This is a genomic window from Polaromonas hydrogenivorans (genome assembly GCF_040105105.1).
Classification (GTDB): domain Bacteria; phylum Pseudomonadota; class Gammaproteobacteria; order Burkholderiales; family Burkholderiaceae_C; genus Polaromonas; species Polaromonas hydrogenivorans.
Genome location: NZ_CP157675.1, coordinates 4048986 through 4062756, shown reverse-complemented (window position 1 = coordinate 4062756; position 13771 = coordinate 4048986). Strand labels below are relative to the sequence as shown.

General features: G+C 63.7%; 16 protein-coding genes. 14 read left to right on the top strand and 2 right to left on the bottom strand.

The genetic code is table 11. From position 1 onward, the window contains the following. Positions 1–104 precede the first annotated feature (104 nt). The 9 genes from ABLV49_RS19495 (at position 105) to ABLV49_RS19455 (ending at position 7830) form a co-directional block, all read left to right on the top strand. Positions 105–797 carry a response regulator gene (locus tag ABLV49_RS19495; RefSeq protein ID WP_349279073.1) on the top strand — a complete coding sequence of 231 codons (693 nt, stop codon included), beginning with the start codon at positions 105–107 and terminating at the stop codon, positions 795–797. Beyond that, positions 794–2203, top strand: coding sequence for a histidine kinase dimerization/phospho-acceptor domain-containing protein (locus tag ABLV49_RS19490; RefSeq protein WP_349279071.1), 1410 nt, complete (start codon positions 794–796; stop codon positions 2201–2203). The genes ABLV49_RS19495 and ABLV49_RS19490 overlap by 4 nt, the downstream gene beginning before the upstream one ends. Before the next feature lie 109 nt (positions 2204–2312). Beyond that, positions 2313–3377 carry a class II fructose-bisphosphate aldolase gene (fba, locus tag ABLV49_RS19485; protein ID WP_349279069.1) on the top strand — a complete coding sequence of 355 codons (1065 nt, stop codon included), beginning with the start codon at positions 2313–2315 and terminating at the stop codon, positions 3375–3377. A gap of 102 nt (positions 3378–3479) precedes the next feature. After that, positions 3480–4397, top strand: a complete 918-nt coding sequence (locus ABLV49_RS19480; RefSeq protein WP_349279067.1) for a phosphoribosylaminoimidazolesuccinocarboxamide synthase — start codon at positions 3480–3482, stop codon at positions 4395–4397. Positions 4398–4557: 160 nt separating this feature from the next. Then, positions 4558–4824, top strand: coding sequence for a TRADD-N-associated membrane domain-containing protein (locus ABLV49_RS19475; RefSeq protein ID WP_349279065.1), 267 nt, complete (start codon positions 4558–4560; stop codon positions 4822–4824). A gap of 114 nt (positions 4825–4938) precedes the next feature. Then, positions 4939–5955, top strand: a complete 1017-nt coding sequence (locus ABLV49_RS19470; protein ID WP_349278243.1) for an IS110 family transposase — start codon at positions 4939–4941, stop codon at positions 5953–5955. A 295-nt stretch (positions 5956–6250) separates the two neighbouring features. Continuing rightward, positions 6251–6523, top strand: coding sequence for a hypothetical protein (locus ABLV49_RS19465; protein WP_349279063.1), 273 nt, complete (start codon positions 6251–6253; stop codon positions 6521–6523). A gap of 249 nt (positions 6524–6772) precedes the next feature. Further along, a complete protein-coding gene (locus tag ABLV49_RS19460) occupies positions 6773–7354 on the top strand; it encodes a DJ-1/PfpI family protein (RefSeq protein WP_349279061.1) in 582 nt (193 codons plus the stop codon). Between the two features lie 80 nt (positions 7355–7434). Beyond that, positions 7435–7830 carry a ribbon-helix-helix domain-containing protein gene (locus ABLV49_RS19455; protein ID WP_349279060.1) on the top strand — a complete coding sequence of 132 codons (396 nt, stop codon included), beginning with the start codon at positions 7435–7437 and terminating at the stop codon, positions 7828–7830. Here ABLV49_RS19455 and ABLV49_RS19450 read toward each other — a convergent pair. Next, positions 7827–8714, bottom strand: coding sequence for a tetratricopeptide repeat protein (locus ABLV49_RS19450; protein ID WP_349279058.1), 888 nt, complete (start codon positions 8712–8714; stop codon positions 7827–7829). The two genes, ABLV49_RS19455 and ABLV49_RS19450, sit on opposite strands and share 4 nt — an antisense overlap. Positions 8715–8916: 202 nt before the next feature. Between ABLV49_RS19450 and purE the strand changes: the two genes are divergently transcribed. From purE to ABLV49_RS19435, 3 genes are read left to right on the top strand one after another with little or no spacing between them, the layout of a single operon-like run. Further along, positions 8917–9426 (top strand): 5-(carboxyamino)imidazole ribonucleotide mutase, encoded by a 510-nt coding sequence (purE, locus tag ABLV49_RS19445; RefSeq protein WP_349279056.1) that lies wholly within the window; start codon positions 8917–8919, stop codon positions 9424–9426. After that, on the top strand, positions 9423–10655 hold the full coding sequence (locus ABLV49_RS19440) for a 5-(carboxyamino)imidazole ribonucleotide synthase (protein ID WP_349279054.1): 1233 nt from the start codon (positions 9423–9425) through the stop codon (positions 10653–10655). Before purE ends, ABLV49_RS19440 begins: the two co-directional genes overlap by 4 nt. Then, a complete protein-coding gene (locus ABLV49_RS19435; protein ID WP_349279052.1) occupies positions 10655–11638 on the top strand; it encodes an L-threonylcarbamoyladenylate synthase in 984 nt (327 codons plus the stop codon). The genes ABLV49_RS19440 and ABLV49_RS19435 overlap by 1 nt, the downstream gene beginning before the upstream one ends. 29 nt (positions 11639–11667) lie before the next feature. Here the strand turns inward: ABLV49_RS19435 and ABLV49_RS19430 are convergent, their stop codons facing one another. Beyond that, positions 11668–12813 (bottom strand): branched-chain amino acid ABC transporter substrate-binding protein, encoded by a 1146-nt coding sequence (locus ABLV49_RS19430; protein ID WP_349279050.1) that lies wholly within the window; start codon positions 12811–12813, stop codon positions 11668–11670. 121 nt (positions 12814–12934) lie between these two features. Here ABLV49_RS19430 and ABLV49_RS19425 point away from each other — a divergent pair, with 121 nt between their 5' ends. Next, on the top strand, positions 12935–13153 hold the full coding sequence (locus tag ABLV49_RS19425) for a SlyX family protein (RefSeq protein WP_349279048.1): 219 nt from the start codon (positions 12935–12937) through the stop codon (positions 13151–13153). A 170-nt stretch (positions 13154–13323) separates the two neighbouring features. Beyond that, positions 13324–13746, top strand: coding sequence for a CopG family transcriptional regulator (locus tag ABLV49_RS19420; RefSeq protein ID WP_011803220.1), 423 nt, complete (start codon positions 13324–13326; stop codon positions 13744–13746). The last annotated feature ends 25 nt before the right edge of the window (positions 13747–13771 follow it).

Below are 13771 nucleotides of genomic sequence, written 5' to 3'. Positions count from 1 at the left end.
ATCGGGCGGGAACAGGTGGCGCCAAGTTAGCCGCAATGCCTTAAGTCATCCTTAACGGCGCGCAGGCGCCCGAGAAAATAAGTGCGGCGCATGACAATAGGCCTATGAGAATCCTGGTGGTTGAAGACGATGCGGGCATTGCCGTCGGCCTGCGGACCAATCTGCAGCAGCGCGGCTATGCCGTCGATGTGTGCGGCACGCTGGCCAGCGCGTGGGCGGCGCTGCGCAGCGAGCCTTTCGACCTGGTGCTGCTGGATCTGGGCCTGCCCGATGGCGAGGGCGGCAGGCTTCTGGAGCGCGTCAGGCAGTCGCCAGGCGCAGCGGGCAGCCTGCCGGACACGTTGACGCCCATCCTGATCCTGACCGCGCGCGACCAGGTGGCTGACCGCATCTCGGGGCTGAACCTGGGGGCCGACGACTACCTGGTCAAGCCTTTTGACCTCGATGAGCTTGAAGCCCGCATGCGCGCGCTGCTGCGCCGGGCCGGAGGCCGCGCCCATCCCCTGCTGGCGCATGGCGACCTGGTGATCGACCCGGCGGCCCATAGCGTGCTGCGGGCCGGCCAGCCGGTCGAGCTGACGCCGCGCGAATTTGCCTTGCTGCTGCTGTTGCTGGAGTCGCGCGGCCGGGTGCTGTCACGCCAGCAGCTGGAGGCACGGCTTTACAGCTGGGACGATGGCGTGGGCAGCAATGCGGTCGAGGTGCATGTGCATCATGTGCGCCGCAAGCTCGGCGAAAGCCTGATCCAGACGGTGCGCGGCGTGGGCTATTTCATTCCCCGGGAAGACCTGCCATGAAGCCGCCTGCGGGCCGGCAGGCATCACTGACGCGCAGCCTGATCCTGGGTGTGTTGGGGGCGTTGCTGCTGGTGTGGGCCGGATTTGTCGCTGTCGGCTACCGCACCGGCATCCATGAAGCCGACGAGCTGACCGACGGCCACCTGGCCGGAACGGCGGCGCTCTTGCTGGCGCTGGACCTGCCGCCTTTCGTGGAGGCCGCCCGGGAGCCGAACCGCCAGGCGAACCTGGGTGTGGCCCAGCGGTCTTTGGCCAGCCTGAAAAAGCACGACTACCAGTTCTCCCTGAGCGTGCTGGTGCGCGACGCCGCGGGCCATCTGCTGGCGCGCTCGGGCGAAGCGCCGCTGCCGCCTTTTTTGGCGCAGCGCGACGGATTTGCCGACCTGCGGCTGGGAACGCCGGCGACCGCATGGCGCAGTTTTTCACAATGGGATGCGGCGCATGGCCGCCAGGTGATGGTGCTGGTGAAAATCGAGGAGCGCGAAGACCTGGCGCAAGACGTTGCCGCCCAGTTGGCCGAGCCCGGCCTGTGGCTGCTGCCGGTGGTGGCGCTGGCGCTGGGCGCGGCCATTTTGCGCGGCCTGCAGCCGCTGCAGGCGCTGTCCCGCGACGTGGAAGAGCTGGAGGTGGACAAGGCCGAACGCCTGCAGGCCCGGCATCCTTACCGCGAGTTCAATTCGGTGGTCCGTTCCATCAACCGGCTGGTCGGCCAGCAGCAGGCCGCGCTGGAGCGCGAGCGCCAGTTGGCCAGCGAGATCGCGCATGAACTGCGTACCCCGCTGGCCTCGATTGCCCTGCAGGCAGCGTCGCTCAAGGGCGTTTTGCCGGCAGAGGTGCAAGCAGCAGCGCTGCGGCAAATCGGCGCCGATGCCCTGCGCGCCGGCCATGTCATCGGCCAACTGCTGGCCCTGGCGCGCACCGGCCAGTCCGGCCTGCAGCAAGCCCTGGCGCCACTGGACCTGGCGGCGCTGGCCCGGCAGGTGGTGGCCGACTATGCCCAGTCGGCATGGCAAAGCGGCCATCAGCTGAGCGTTCAGGGCGCTGAAAACCTGCACATCCTGGCGCATCCGCTGTTGCTGGAGCTGGCCTTGCGCAACCTGATCGACAACGCCCTGCAGCACACCGCCAGAGGCACGGCCGTGTGTGTCCAGTGGGGCTTTGAGGCGGGAGCGCCCTGGCTGCAGGTCTGCGATGACGGAACGGGACGCGGCAAGGGACAAGGGCCGGATGTCGCCCCGCCTTCGACCGAACGCCTGGGCCTGGGGCACAAGATTGTCGGCCGCGTGATGGATATTCATGGCGGCAGTTTTGCCCGGCATGCGGCAGCGGCGCCGTTTACCCGCTGTTACCGGCTGGCTTTTCAGCCGCTTCCCGGGCTTTCAAACGGTTGGCAGACGGTAGAATGAATGAAGGGGTTACGCTGCGGTTACCGCCCACTGCGGCACAGCGCTGAGTGCGGAGCAGCCTGGCAGACCATCATTTCGACAGCTTTTTAACTTTCAGGGGATTTCCATCATGGCACTTGTTTCGATGCGCGAACTGCTGGACCATGCCGCCGCCAATGGCTACGGCATTCCAGCCTTCAATGTCAACAACCTGGAGCAGGTCCAGGCCGTGATGGCCGCCGCCGACGAGGTCGGCGCACCGGTCATTTTGCAAGCCAGCGCCGGCGCCCGCAAGTACGCGGGTGAAGCCTTCATCAAGCACCTGATCCTGGCGGCCGTCGAGGCCTACCCGCACATCCCGCTGGTGATGCACCAGGACCACGGCCAGAGCCCGGCCATCTGCCAGGGCGCGATTGACCTCGGCTTCAGCTCGGTGATGATGGACGGCAGCCTGGAAGCCGACGGCAAGACGATTGCCAGCTTCGACTACAACGTCGAAGTCACCCGCAAGGTGGTCGAGATGGCGCATGCCACCGGCGTGTCGGTCGAGGGCGAACTCGGCTGCCTCGGCAGCCTGGAAACCATGCAGGGCGACAAGGAAGACGGCCACGGCACCGACGCCGTCATGACGCACGACCAGTTGCTGACCGACCCCGAGCAGGCCGCCGATTTCGTCAAGCGCACGCAGTTAGATGCGCTGGCGATTGCCATCGGCACCAGCCACGGCGCCTACAAGTTCTCGCGCAAGCCCACCGGCGACATCCTGGCCATCGAGCGCGTCAAGGAAATCCACCGCCGCATTCCCAATACCCACCTGGTGATGCACGGCTCGTCCAGCGTGCCGCAGGATCTGCTGGCGATCATCAACCAGTACGGCGGCAGCATGAAGGAAACCTACGGCGTGCCGGTCGAGGAAATCCAGAAAGCCATCCAGTTCGGCGTGCGCAAGATCAACATCGACACCGACATCCGCCTGGCCATGACCGGCGCGGTGCGCAAGTTCCTGGCCGAGAACCCGGACAAGTTCGATGCCCGGGAATGGCTCAAACCCGCCCGCGAGGCCGCCAAGGCGATCTGCAAGCAGCGCTACATCGAGTTCGGCTGCGAAGGCCAGGCCGGCACCATCAAGGGCCAGAGCCTGTCGGTCGTGGCCGCCCAGTACGCCAAGGGCGAACTGGCGCAAGTCGTTCAATAAGCCAACGTCCGCGCCATCCGCTTCGCCGGATTGGCGATAATTCAAGCCCGTGGTTGACCCAAGTCGCACGGGCTTTTTTACTTTCCAAACACGCAGACCCGCATGACCACCACGACCTCCGTACTTCACACCTCGGCCCTGACTTCCCTGCCTTTGCTCGCGCGCGGCAAGGTGCGCGACAACTACGCCGTGGGCAATGACCGGCTGCTGATGGTGGCCAGCGACCGCCTGAGCGCCTTCGACGTGATTCTGGGCGAGCCGATTCCCGGCAAGGGCGCGCTGCTCACGCAGATGGCGCTGTTCTGGTTCGACAAGCTCGGCAACATCTGCCCGAATCACCTGACCGGCGACGCGCCCGAAAGCGTGGTCACGGCCGCCGAAATCCCGCAGGTCGCCGGCCGCTCGATGCTGGTCAAGCGCCTCAAACCCATTCCGGTCGAAGCCGTGGTGCGCGGCTACCTGGCCGGCAGCGGCTGGGTCGAATACCAGCAAAGCCAGTCGGTGTGCGGCGTGCCGCTGCCCGCCGGCCTGAAAAACGCCAGCAAGCTGCCCGAGCCGATCTTCACGCCCGCCGCCAAGGCCGAAGTCGGCGAGCATGACGAAAACATCAGCTACGAGCAGGTCGTCAAGGTCGTCGGCCCCGAGCTGGCCGCGCAGATCAAGCAGCTCAGCATCGCGATTTATGAAACCGCCGCCGCCTTCGCGCTGACCAAGGGCATCATCATTGCCGACACCAAGTTCGAGTTCGGCCTCGATGAAAACGGCACGCTGACGCTGATGGACGAGGTCTTGACGCCCGATTCGTCGCGCTACTGGCCAGTCGAAGGCTACGAAGCGGCCTTTGCTCTAGGTGCGAACCCGCCCAGCTACGACAAGCAGTTCGTTCGCGACTGGCTCGAAGCCGTTCGCATCAACGGCAAACCCTGGGACAAGACCCCGCCGTCGCCGCACCTGCCGCCCGACGTGATCAGCAAGACCGCCGCCAAGTACCAGGAGGCGATGGCGCGGCTGACGGCTTGAGTCAGAGTGCAAGGGCGGTTAAGAAGCCTGTAAGGTATTGATCGACAGGAATGGGATACGGCTGTAAAAGGAAGAAACCAGCCTCTTCGTTTGACTGGGTTATGCAAGCCGCCTGCCAGATGTCAGGTTCCGCTTTGTCAACTCAACAACAGGGATTTCAATGGATTTCGCGAAAAATCAACTTTATATAGACGCTTACTACAAGACTAATCAAGCCCACGTTAAGTTGAGTTTTTGGGCAAGTCTGATAGCGCTCGTTGTTGGTTTGGTGGTTCTTGTTACGGGTATTGGGCTTGCTCTTGCTGGTAGCAATAATGCGGTATCCACAACTACCACTGCTGCAGGCGTTATTACACAATTCATCAGTGCTGGGTTCTTTTTTATCTACAGTAAAAATCTAAAACAACTCAATGTCTTTTACGAATGAAAGGGACTTCCCCGTCCCAAGCGAGCCGCGCCCCGTTGAGGTTGCGGTTGACGGCATCAAAGTGCCACGATGGAGAAGTCAAACTTTTCATCAACTCACCTGGAAGGGGAAATCATGGCTATCGTAACGGTTGGAATTGATCTGGCAAAGAACGTCTTTGCGGTGCATGGCGTGGATGAGTCTGGTAAAGCTGCATTGGTGCGCCCCGAGGTGGCGCGCAGCAAACTACTCGAACTGGTGGCCAATCTGCCCGCCTGCCTGATTGGCATGGAAGCGTGCAGCGGCGCCCACCACTGGGCACGCGAATTTGCCAAGTTCGGCCACACCGTGCGCCTGATGGCGCCCAAGTTCGTGGCCCCCTACCGCATGAGCGGCAGGCGCGGCAAGAACGATGCGGCCGATGCTGCCGCTATATGCGAAGCCGTCACTCGGCCCAACATGCGTTTTGTCCCTGTCAAGAGCATCGAGCAGCAGTCGCGCCTGTTCGTGCATCGCGCCCGCCAGGGCTATGTGGAGGAGCGCACCGCGCTGATCAACCGCATCCGTGGCCTGCTCTCTGAGTTGGGTATCGTGCTGCCGCTCAAGGCCGCTACGGTGCGCCGGGAAGCGCACAAGCATCTGGAGGACTTGCCGGGCTGGTGCAACACCGTGGTGGGAGATGCCTTGAGCGAACTCACTCACCTGGATGAACGCATCGGCCAATACGACAAGTACATCGCCCAGGCAGCAGCCGAGGACCAGCAGTCCCGGCAATTGATGCAGCTCAGCGGCATCGGCCCGACGACGGCCAGCGCCATTGTGGCCACCGTGGGCAAAGGCCACGATTTTGCCTGCGGACGCCAGTTCTGTGCCTGGCTGGGCCTGGTGCCGGGGCAATACAGCTCAGGCGGCAAGCAGCGCCTGGGGCGCATCACCAAGGCGGGGGACCGCTACCTGCGCACTCTGCTGATTCTGGGCGGCAAGGCGGTGCTGGCGGCTGCGAAGAACAAGACGGACCCGGTGAGCCGCTGGGCGCTAAAGGTGCAGGAGCGCCGGGGTTACTGGAGAGCGGTGGTGGCCATTGCGGCCAAGAACGCCCGGATGTGCTGGGCCATGCTGCAGCGCGGGGATGCGTTCAAGCTGCCTGCGTAAGGCAACGCTTTGGCTGCGCATAGACAAAAATTGATACTTCTCACCGTGTGATGCCGTGTCGTTGATGAGTAAAAAGGTTTGGACCTGCGCCGGGGAATGCTCGATAAATTTACGGAGATCAACAGTGCTGGGAAATCAGCGCTGCGCCTCGACTAACGAATGGAGCCCTCGGCGTGCGTCTTTCATCAGGGTCCGCTGCAATAGTTGCAGCCTCGAATGACCGTTTGTAGTGCCGCCGTCCACATGCCTTGCGCGCTCAACAGGCAGCGACATTAATCACCACGGTGAAGAAAAATTGAAGCGTCAGATTCCGTGGTTAATCGCTGGCGCGATTAACCACGGTGGGAGAGTGTTTGACAAAGGTGGGGAAGCCCTTGTAGACAAATTAATTCGCAATCAAGATACTCTTTTTGCATTTAGCCTCATTGGGCACATACCAGACGCTGAGCGACCGAACATTGTTCAGGCCATTATTGGTGCTTTGCTTTCCCGTAGTGGCCCGTCAACAGACATTACTCCGGAGTTGATCAGGGCATTTGCTGACGCTAAAAAGTCTAGCGAATCGTAATTTGCACAGGTGCGATGACATTATGTCGGGTGGCGCTGTAACCTGTGAGGCCAGCGCCTCAGTTCAACTAAGCACCACACTGCTCAGGCGCTGCCGATAGCTCGCCACGGTGGCGCTCGCTGCCCGAATCTGGCCGTCGCCACCCTTGCAGGCCCGCTTCGAACCACATGTCACAGCCCGCTAACACCACAAGCGGCCCGTCTTGACCAAAAATAGGCCTCTTTGTTCATCAACCCCGAGGAGACAAGCATGGCGGCTAAAAAGATTCTGATGATTTGCGGTGACTACTGCGAGGACTACGAAACCATGGTGCCCTTTCAGGCGCTGCTGGCCGTGGGCCACACGGTGCATGCCGTCTGCCCGGACAAGAAAGCCGGCGACCACATCAAGACGGCGATTCACGACTTCGAAGGCGCGCAGACCTACAGCGAAAAGCCGGGCCACAACTTTGCGCTGAATGCCTCGTTCGCCGACATCAAGCCCGAAAATTACGATGCACTGGTCGTGCCCGGCGGCCGTGGCCCGGAATACCTGCGCACCTATCCCGCCGTGGTGGCGATGGTCAGGCACTTTTTTGAGGCCAACAAGCCCGTGGCGGCCGTCTGCCATGGCGCGCAACTGCTGGCGGGTGCCGGCGTGCTGAAAGACCGCACCTGCTCGGCCTACCCGGCCTGCCGTTTCGAGGTGGAGCAGGCCGGCGGCATCTATGCCGACATTGCCATTGACGCGGCCTACACCGACAGCAACCTGGTGTCGGCGCCGGCATGGCCCGCCCATCCGGCCTGGATTGCCCAGTTCCTGGTGCTGCTGGGGACGAAGATCACGCATTGACACCCAGCCGGTGCGCGCTGCATGATTCCGGGAGCCGACAGGCTTCCCCGTCAAATCATTCAAGCCGCTGGAGACGAATCATGTGTGAGGTATTTATCAGCGCCGATCCGGCGCTCTACGAAAGCCGTATCCGTTCGGTGCGCCTGCATGGCGTGGCCACGAGCATCCGGCTGGAAAACCTGTTCTGGGATGTACTGGCCGACATTGCCAGCCGCGATGGCATGAGCGTGCCCCAGCTGTGCACCCGGCTGCATGACGAGCTGGAGGCCGAGCGCCAGGGCATCGAGAATTTCGCCTCGTTCCTGCGCGTGTGCTGCGGCCGTTACCTGGCGCTGCAGCTCTCGGGCGGCATTCCGCGCGATGCCTCCATTCCCATCAGCAGCCTGAACGCCAGGCGCGTGCTGGCGACCGAGCAGCGGCCGTTTTCTTCACGGCAGGCGCCGGACTGCGAAACGCCGCAAACGCTGGCGGCCTAGCTCAGCACCACGCTGCTCAGGCGCCGCCGGTACGTGGCCACGGTGGCGTCTTCGGGCGGAATCTGGCCGTCGGCGACCTTGGGCTTGGGCGCTTCCATGATGTCGAGGATGGCGATGTAGGTCTTGCGCGCCAGGCCGTCGGACCAGGCCTTGTCGCGCATCAGGATTTCGAGCAACTCGTCCAGCGCGTCGGTCCAGCGCTGGCCGGCCATCAGCCAGCGGGCTTTGTCGAAGCGCGCTTCAAAATCACGCTTGTTGGCCGCTATTTTTGCATCAAATCGGGCTTCTGCGCTTTCTGCGTCTGCATGAGTAGCTACAAAATCAATAGCATCCATCCAGCGCTTGAGCGAATCGAAGCGCCGCACCGACCCGGTCTGCGCAATCACCGGCGCAAAAGCGACCTTGGCGTCGTCGTCGCGCCCCAGCAGCAAGAGATGCTTGACGTAGTCAAAACGGGCATTGTCATCGGCCGGCGCGGCGGCGGTGGCGTCCTGCAGCCGCTGCAGCACGGCCTCAGGGTCGGTGTCGTCGAACGCCTCCAGCGCCAGGCTTTCTTCGGCGGGCGCGACATGGCGCTCCAGAAATGCCCGGATCTCGCTTTCCGGCAGGACGCCTGCAAAGCTGTCCACCGGCTGGCCGTTGACCATCAGGATGCAGGTCGGCACGCTCTGGATGCCAAAGGCAGCGCTGAGTTTTTCCTCCCGGATGGCATCGACCCTGACCAGTTTGAAGCTGCCGGCATAAGCGCCTTCGAGCTGTTCCAGCAGTGGGCCGAGCAGCTCGCCGGGGCCGGCTCCGGGCGCCCAGAAATCAAGCAGCACGGGAACGGTTTTGGAAGCCTCCAGGACTTCCTGTTTGAAATTGGCAAGGGTGGCGTCGATCATGGTGTTGTGGAGCTAGGGGTTGGACAAGGGGTTTTCAAGCGATGGGCCGGCCGGCGCGCAGCCTTTCGCGGCAGGCAAGACGATAGCACGCAAGCGCTGGCGCGGGGCCTGGCGCGCCGCCGTGGGCGGTGAGGGCGCCAGCCTTTAAAATCAGCGCTTCCAGGCGCACCGCCAGCAAACCTCACGACTTGAAATCTTCTTTATGACGACAACTAACAATCCGGCAAGCCCCCTGGTGGGCGTGGTGATGGGCTCCAGCAGCGACTGGGACACGATGCAGCATGCGGTGCAAATCCTGCAGCAGTTCGGCGTGGCGCACGACGCGCGCGTGGTGTCGGCCCACCGCATGCCCGACGACCTGTTTGCCTATGCCGAACAAGCCGCCGGACGCGGCCTGCAGGCGATCATCGCCGGCGCCGGCGGCGCGGCGCATTTGCCGGGCATGCTGGCGGCCAAGACGATTGTTCCGGTGCTGGGCGTGCCGGTCGCGAGCCGGCATTTGCAGGGCGTCGATTCGCTGCACAGCATCGTGCAGATGCCCAAGGGGATTCCGGTCGCCACGTTTGCGATTGGCAACGCAGGCGCGGCCAACGCGGCGCTGTTTGCCGTCGCCATGCTCGCCCTGCACGACCCGGCGCTGGCCGAAAAGCTGCACGCCTTTCGCGCTGAACAGACCGCTGCCGCACGCGCCATGACGCTGCCTGCGCTATGAGTGCCTTGCCGATTTTCCCCGGCACGGTCGATGCAACCGGCCGGCCCGCCACGCTGGGCGTGATGGGCGGCGGCCAGCTGGGCCGCATGTTCGTGCATGCCGCGCAGCGGCTGGGCTATTTCACGGCGGTGCTCGACCCCGATCCGCAAAGCCCGGCCGGCCTGGTCAGCCATCACCACATCCCTTTCGGCTACACCGACAAGCAGGGCCTGGCGCAACTGGCCGGGATGTGCGACGCCATCACCACCGAATTTGAAAACGTGCCGGCATCCGCCTTGCAGACGCTGGCCGAAAGCCTTCCGGTGGCGCCCGGCGCGGCGGCCGTGGCGATTGCCCAGGACCGGATTCAGGAAAAATCGCATTTCACGGCCAGCGCCGCCGAATCGGGTGTGATGGCGGGCGTCAGCTGCGCGCCCTACGCGGTGATTGCATCGCCGGACCAGCTCCAGGCCGTGCCCGCCGGCCTGCTGCCCGGCATCCTGAAAACCGCGCGCATGGGCTACGACGGCAAGGGCCAGATGCGCGTGAACAATGCCGCCGAACTGGCGGCAGCATGGGCGGAACTCGAAGGCGTCGCCTGCGTGCTGGAAAAACTGCTGCCGCTGAAAGCCGAATGCTCGGTGATCGTGGCGCGCGGCTGGGACGGCCGCATCGTCAGCTTTCCGCCGCAGCTCAATGTGCATGTGGACGGGATTCTTGCCGTGACCGAGGTTTATGAAGGAAATATGCCTCCCGCGCTTGCTGCACGGGCGCAGGCAGCTACTGAAACCATAGCGAACCACATCGGCTACGTCGGCGTGCTGTGCGTCGAGTTCTTCCTCATCGACGACGGCAGCGAGCACGGCGCGCTGGTCGTCAACGAGATGGCGCCGCGCCCGCACAACAGCGGCCACTACACCATGGACGCCTGCGATGTGTCGCAGTTCGATTTGCAGGTGCATGCCATGGCCGGTTTGCCGCTGCCCGCGCCGCGCCAGCATTCGCCGGCCATCATGCTCAATCTACTCGGCGATGTGTGGTTTGACGCGCAGGGCGACGCGCGCACGCCCGACTGGCAGGCGGTGCTGGCCCTGCCCGGCGCGCACCTGCACCTGTACGGAAAAACCGACGCGCGGCCGGGCCGCAAGATGGGTCATCTGACGATCACCGGCGCCGACGTGGCGGGCGTGAAAGCCGTGGCGCGCCAGGCGGCGGCGATCCTTAGCCTGCCCGGATTCGAGGCAGCCTGATGATTCGGCCCGGCACCGACCCGCAGGCGATTATTGAAGCCGCCCGCCGCATCCAGGCCGGCGCGCTGGTCGGCTTTCCGACCGAGACCGTGTACGGCCTGGGCGCCGATGCGTCCAGCGATGAGGCCGTGGCCGGCATTTTTAAAGCCAAGGGCCGGCCGGCCAACCATCCGCTGATTGTTCATGTGGCCGAGATTCGCCAAATCAATGACTACGCCAGCAGCGTGCCAGCGTTTGCCGCCCGGCTGATGCAGGCCTTCTGGCCCGGGCCGCTGACGGTTATCCTGCCGCGCCGCGAAGGCATTGCCGCCGCCGCCGCCGGTGGACAAAACTCGATTGGCCTGCGCTGCCCGGCGCATCCGGTGGCGCTGGCGTTTTTAAAGGCTTGCGGGACTGGCGTGGCCGGGCCGAGCGCGAACCGCTTTGGCCGCGTCAGCCCGACCACGGCGCTGCATGTCGCGCAGGAGTTTGGCGACGAGTTGCTGGTGCTCGACGGCGGGCCGTGCGCGGTCGGCATCGAGTCCAGCATTGTCGATTGCACCCGGGGCCGGCCGGTGCTGCTGCGTCCGGGCGTGCTGACCCGCGCGCAGCTTGAAGCGGCTTGCGGCGAGCCGGTGCTGGACAAAGAGGATATGCAGGCCGCCGGCAGCGCGCCCCGCGCCTCCGGCACGCTGGAGGCGCATTACGCGCCGAACGCCAAGGTTCGCCTGATGGACGCCGGCGCGATGCAGGCCGCCCTCGACCTGCTGGGCGCCGACGCGGCGCATATCGCGATTTATGCCCGCACGCTGTTCAGCATCAAATCGGCCAGGGTACTTTTGCGCCGCATGCCCGACGACGCGCTGGCCACCGCGCAGCAGCTGTTCGCCGTGCTGCGCGACTTCGACGCCCAGGGCGCCAGGCTGATCTGGGTGGAAACCCCGCCGGTGGCCTGCGAGTGGGACGGCGTGCGCGACCGGCTGGGGCGCGCTGCGGCGAGTTAGGCGCAGGCGCTAAGGGCGCTCCAAGCCCCTCAGTTCAGCGCGGTCCGCAGGTTGTTCTTGTAGCTGTACAGCGTCACGGCCGGCTTGGTCAGCTCGCCGTTGGCCGTGAAGGCGATGCTGGCGGTCACGCCCTTGTACTGGGTCTTGCCGATGAAGGGCAGGTAGGTTTTGGGGTCCACCGAGTTGGCGCGCTTCATCGCATCGACCAGCACGTAGGTGGCGTCGTAGGCATAGGGGCTGTAGATCTGGAACTGGCCGGGGAACTTGGCGTCGTACCTTTTCTTCCACTCGGTGCCGCCCTGCATCTTCTGGATCGAGGCGCCGCCGGTGGCGCAGGTCACGTTTTTCACCGAGCCGGCCTTGCTCGACAGGTCGGGCAGCTTTTCGGTGCACATCGCATCGCCGCCAAAGAACTTCACATTCGACAGGCCGAGCTGCTCCATCTGGCGCAGCATCGGGCCGGCCTGCGCGTCCAGCCCGCCAAAGAAAATCGCGTCGGGCTTCTTGGCTTTGATGCCGGTCAGGATGGCCATGAAATCGGTGGCCTTGTCGGTGGTGAACTCTTCGCCGACGACCTCGATGCCCTTTTGTTTGGCCGTGGCCTTGAACACGTCGGCCAAGCCCTGGCCGTAGGCGGTGCGGTCGTCAATGACCGCCACTTTTTTGATTTTCAGCGCGTCGCTGGCAAAAATCGCGAGCGCCGCGCCCAGCGCGTTGTCGTTGGCGATCAGGCGAAAGGTGGTTTTGTAGCCCGGCTTGGTCAGGTCGGGGTTGGTTGCGGACGCCGTGATGTTGGGAATGCCGCACTTGTTGTACACGCTGGCGGCGGGAATGGAGGTGCCCGATTGCAGGTGGCCAATCACGCCGGCCACCTGGGTGTCGCACAGCTTCTGGGCCACGGCGGTGGCCTGGCGCGGGTCGCCGGCGTCGTCCTCGGCCACCAGTTCGAACTTGATCTTCTTGCCGCCGATCACCAGGTTCTGGGCGTTCAACTCGTCCAGCGCCAGGCGAACGCCGTTTTCGGTGTCCTTGCCGATGTGCGCGATGCCGCCCGAGGTGGGACCGGCGTGGGCGATCTTGACGGTCTGCACGTCCTGGGCGTGGGCGGCAAAAGCCAGGGTGGCAACGGCAGCAGCGATAAGAGACTTTGCGGGCAATGGGAAAGATAAAAGCATTTCTAAATCTCTTGGTCAAAGGAAAAATTATAAAAGCCCATTTTTCCCCTGGTTTTCTCCTGGTCAGGGTCAGGGTTGTTGACAACGCCAGCCGCGCCCCCGACTCGTGTCCAATAGCCGCATGCACTCCAACGACGCCATCGACCACCGCCTGACCGATCTGGAAATCAAGGCCAGCTTCAACGAAGACCTGCTCGACCAGCTGAACCAGGTCGTCATCCGCCAGCAGCAGCAAATCGACGCGCTGCTGCGCGAAGTTGCCCAGCTCCGCCAGCAGATTCCGGACGCCGGCAGCGGCGTGTTCAGCCGGGCCGGCGACGACCTGCCGCCGCATTATTGAGCGCGTCCTGCGCTTTTTTCATCAAAATTAATGATGAAATATGGCTTCTGCGCATATCTCATAAGCGAAGGCAGCTATAAATTAAATAGCAAATGAAGGCACTTGCTTGCAGGATGTAAACAGTTGAAACATCCATAGACCATCCACTTGGATGGTTATAAGATGGCGCCATGCCACCTAAAACCGCAAGCCATGCCGCCGCCCTCAAGCCGGCCGACGAAAAAATCACCATCAACCTGGGCTATGTCGATCTCGGCCAGATCGACCTGCTGGTGCAGGAAGGCTTTTATGCCAACCGCACCGACCTGATCCGCACCGCCATCCGCAACCAGCTGACGACCCACTCCGAGGTGGTCAGGCAGGTGGTGGCGCGCAAGACGCTGGTGCTCGGCATCCAGCATTTCAGCGCCGCCGACCTGCGCGCCGTCCAGGCGTCGGGCGAAGCCCTGCAGATCCGTGTTTTGGGCCTGGCCACCATCGCGCTTGATGTCACCCCGGAACTGGCGCTTGCCGCCATTGATTCGGTGGTGGTGCTGGGCGCGCTGCACGCCAGCCCGGCCGTGAAGGCGGCACTGGCCGGCCGCATCCGTTGATTTTCCCAACCGTTTTCCCGAAAGG

Coding starts and splice junctions, on each gene's coding strand:
- fba (WP_349279069.1), top strand. CDS start 2,313: ATGGCACTTGTTTCGATGCGCGAACTGCTGGACCATGCCGCCGCCAAT.
- ABLV49_RS19435 (WP_349279052.1), top strand. CDS start 10,655: ATGATTCGGCCCGGCACCGACCCGCAGGCGATTATTGAAGCCGCCCGC.
- ABLV49_RS19425 (WP_349279048.1), top strand. CDS start 12,935: ATGCACTCCAACGACGCCATCGACCACCGCCTGACCGATCTGGAAATC.
- ABLV49_RS19475 (WP_349279065.1), top strand. CDS start 4,558: ATGGATTTCGCGAAAAATCAACTTTATATAGACGCTTACTACAAGACT.
- ABLV49_RS19430 (WP_349279050.1), bottom strand. CDS start 12,813: ATGCTTTTATCTTTCCCATTGCCCGCAAAGTCTCTTATCGCTGCTGCC.
- ABLV49_RS19490 (WP_349279071.1), top strand. CDS start 794: ATGAAGCCGCCTGCGGGCCGGCAGGCATCACTGACGCGCAGCCTGATC.
- ABLV49_RS19460 (WP_349279061.1), top strand. CDS start 6,773: ATGGCGGCTAAAAAGATTCTGATGATTTGCGGTGACTACTGCGAGGAC.
- ABLV49_RS19480 (WP_349279067.1), top strand. CDS start 3,480: ATGACCACCACGACCTCCGTACTTCACACCTCGGCCCTGACTTCCCTG.
- ABLV49_RS19450 (WP_349279058.1), bottom strand. CDS start 8,714: ATGATCGACGCCACCCTTGCCAATTTCAAACAGGAAGTCCTGGAGGCT.
- ABLV49_RS19440 (WP_349279054.1), top strand. CDS start 9,423: ATGAGTGCCTTGCCGATTTTCCCCGGCACGGTCGATGCAACCGGCCGG.
- ABLV49_RS19455 (WP_349279060.1), top strand. CDS start 7,435: ATGTGTGAGGTATTTATCAGCGCCGATCCGGCGCTCTACGAAAGCCGT.
- purE (WP_349279056.1), top strand. CDS start 8,917: ATGACGACAACTAACAATCCGGCAAGCCCCCTGGTGGGCGTGGTGATG.
- ABLV49_RS19495 (WP_349279073.1), top strand. CDS start 105: ATGAGAATCCTGGTGGTTGAAGACGATGCGGGCATTGCCGTCGGCCTG.
- ABLV49_RS19470 (WP_349278243.1), top strand. CDS start 4,939: ATGGCTATCGTAACGGTTGGAATTGATCTGGCAAAGAACGTCTTTGCG.
- ABLV49_RS19420 (WP_011803220.1), top strand. CDS start 13,324: ATGCCACCTAAAACCGCAAGCCATGCCGCCGCCCTCAAGCCGGCCGAC.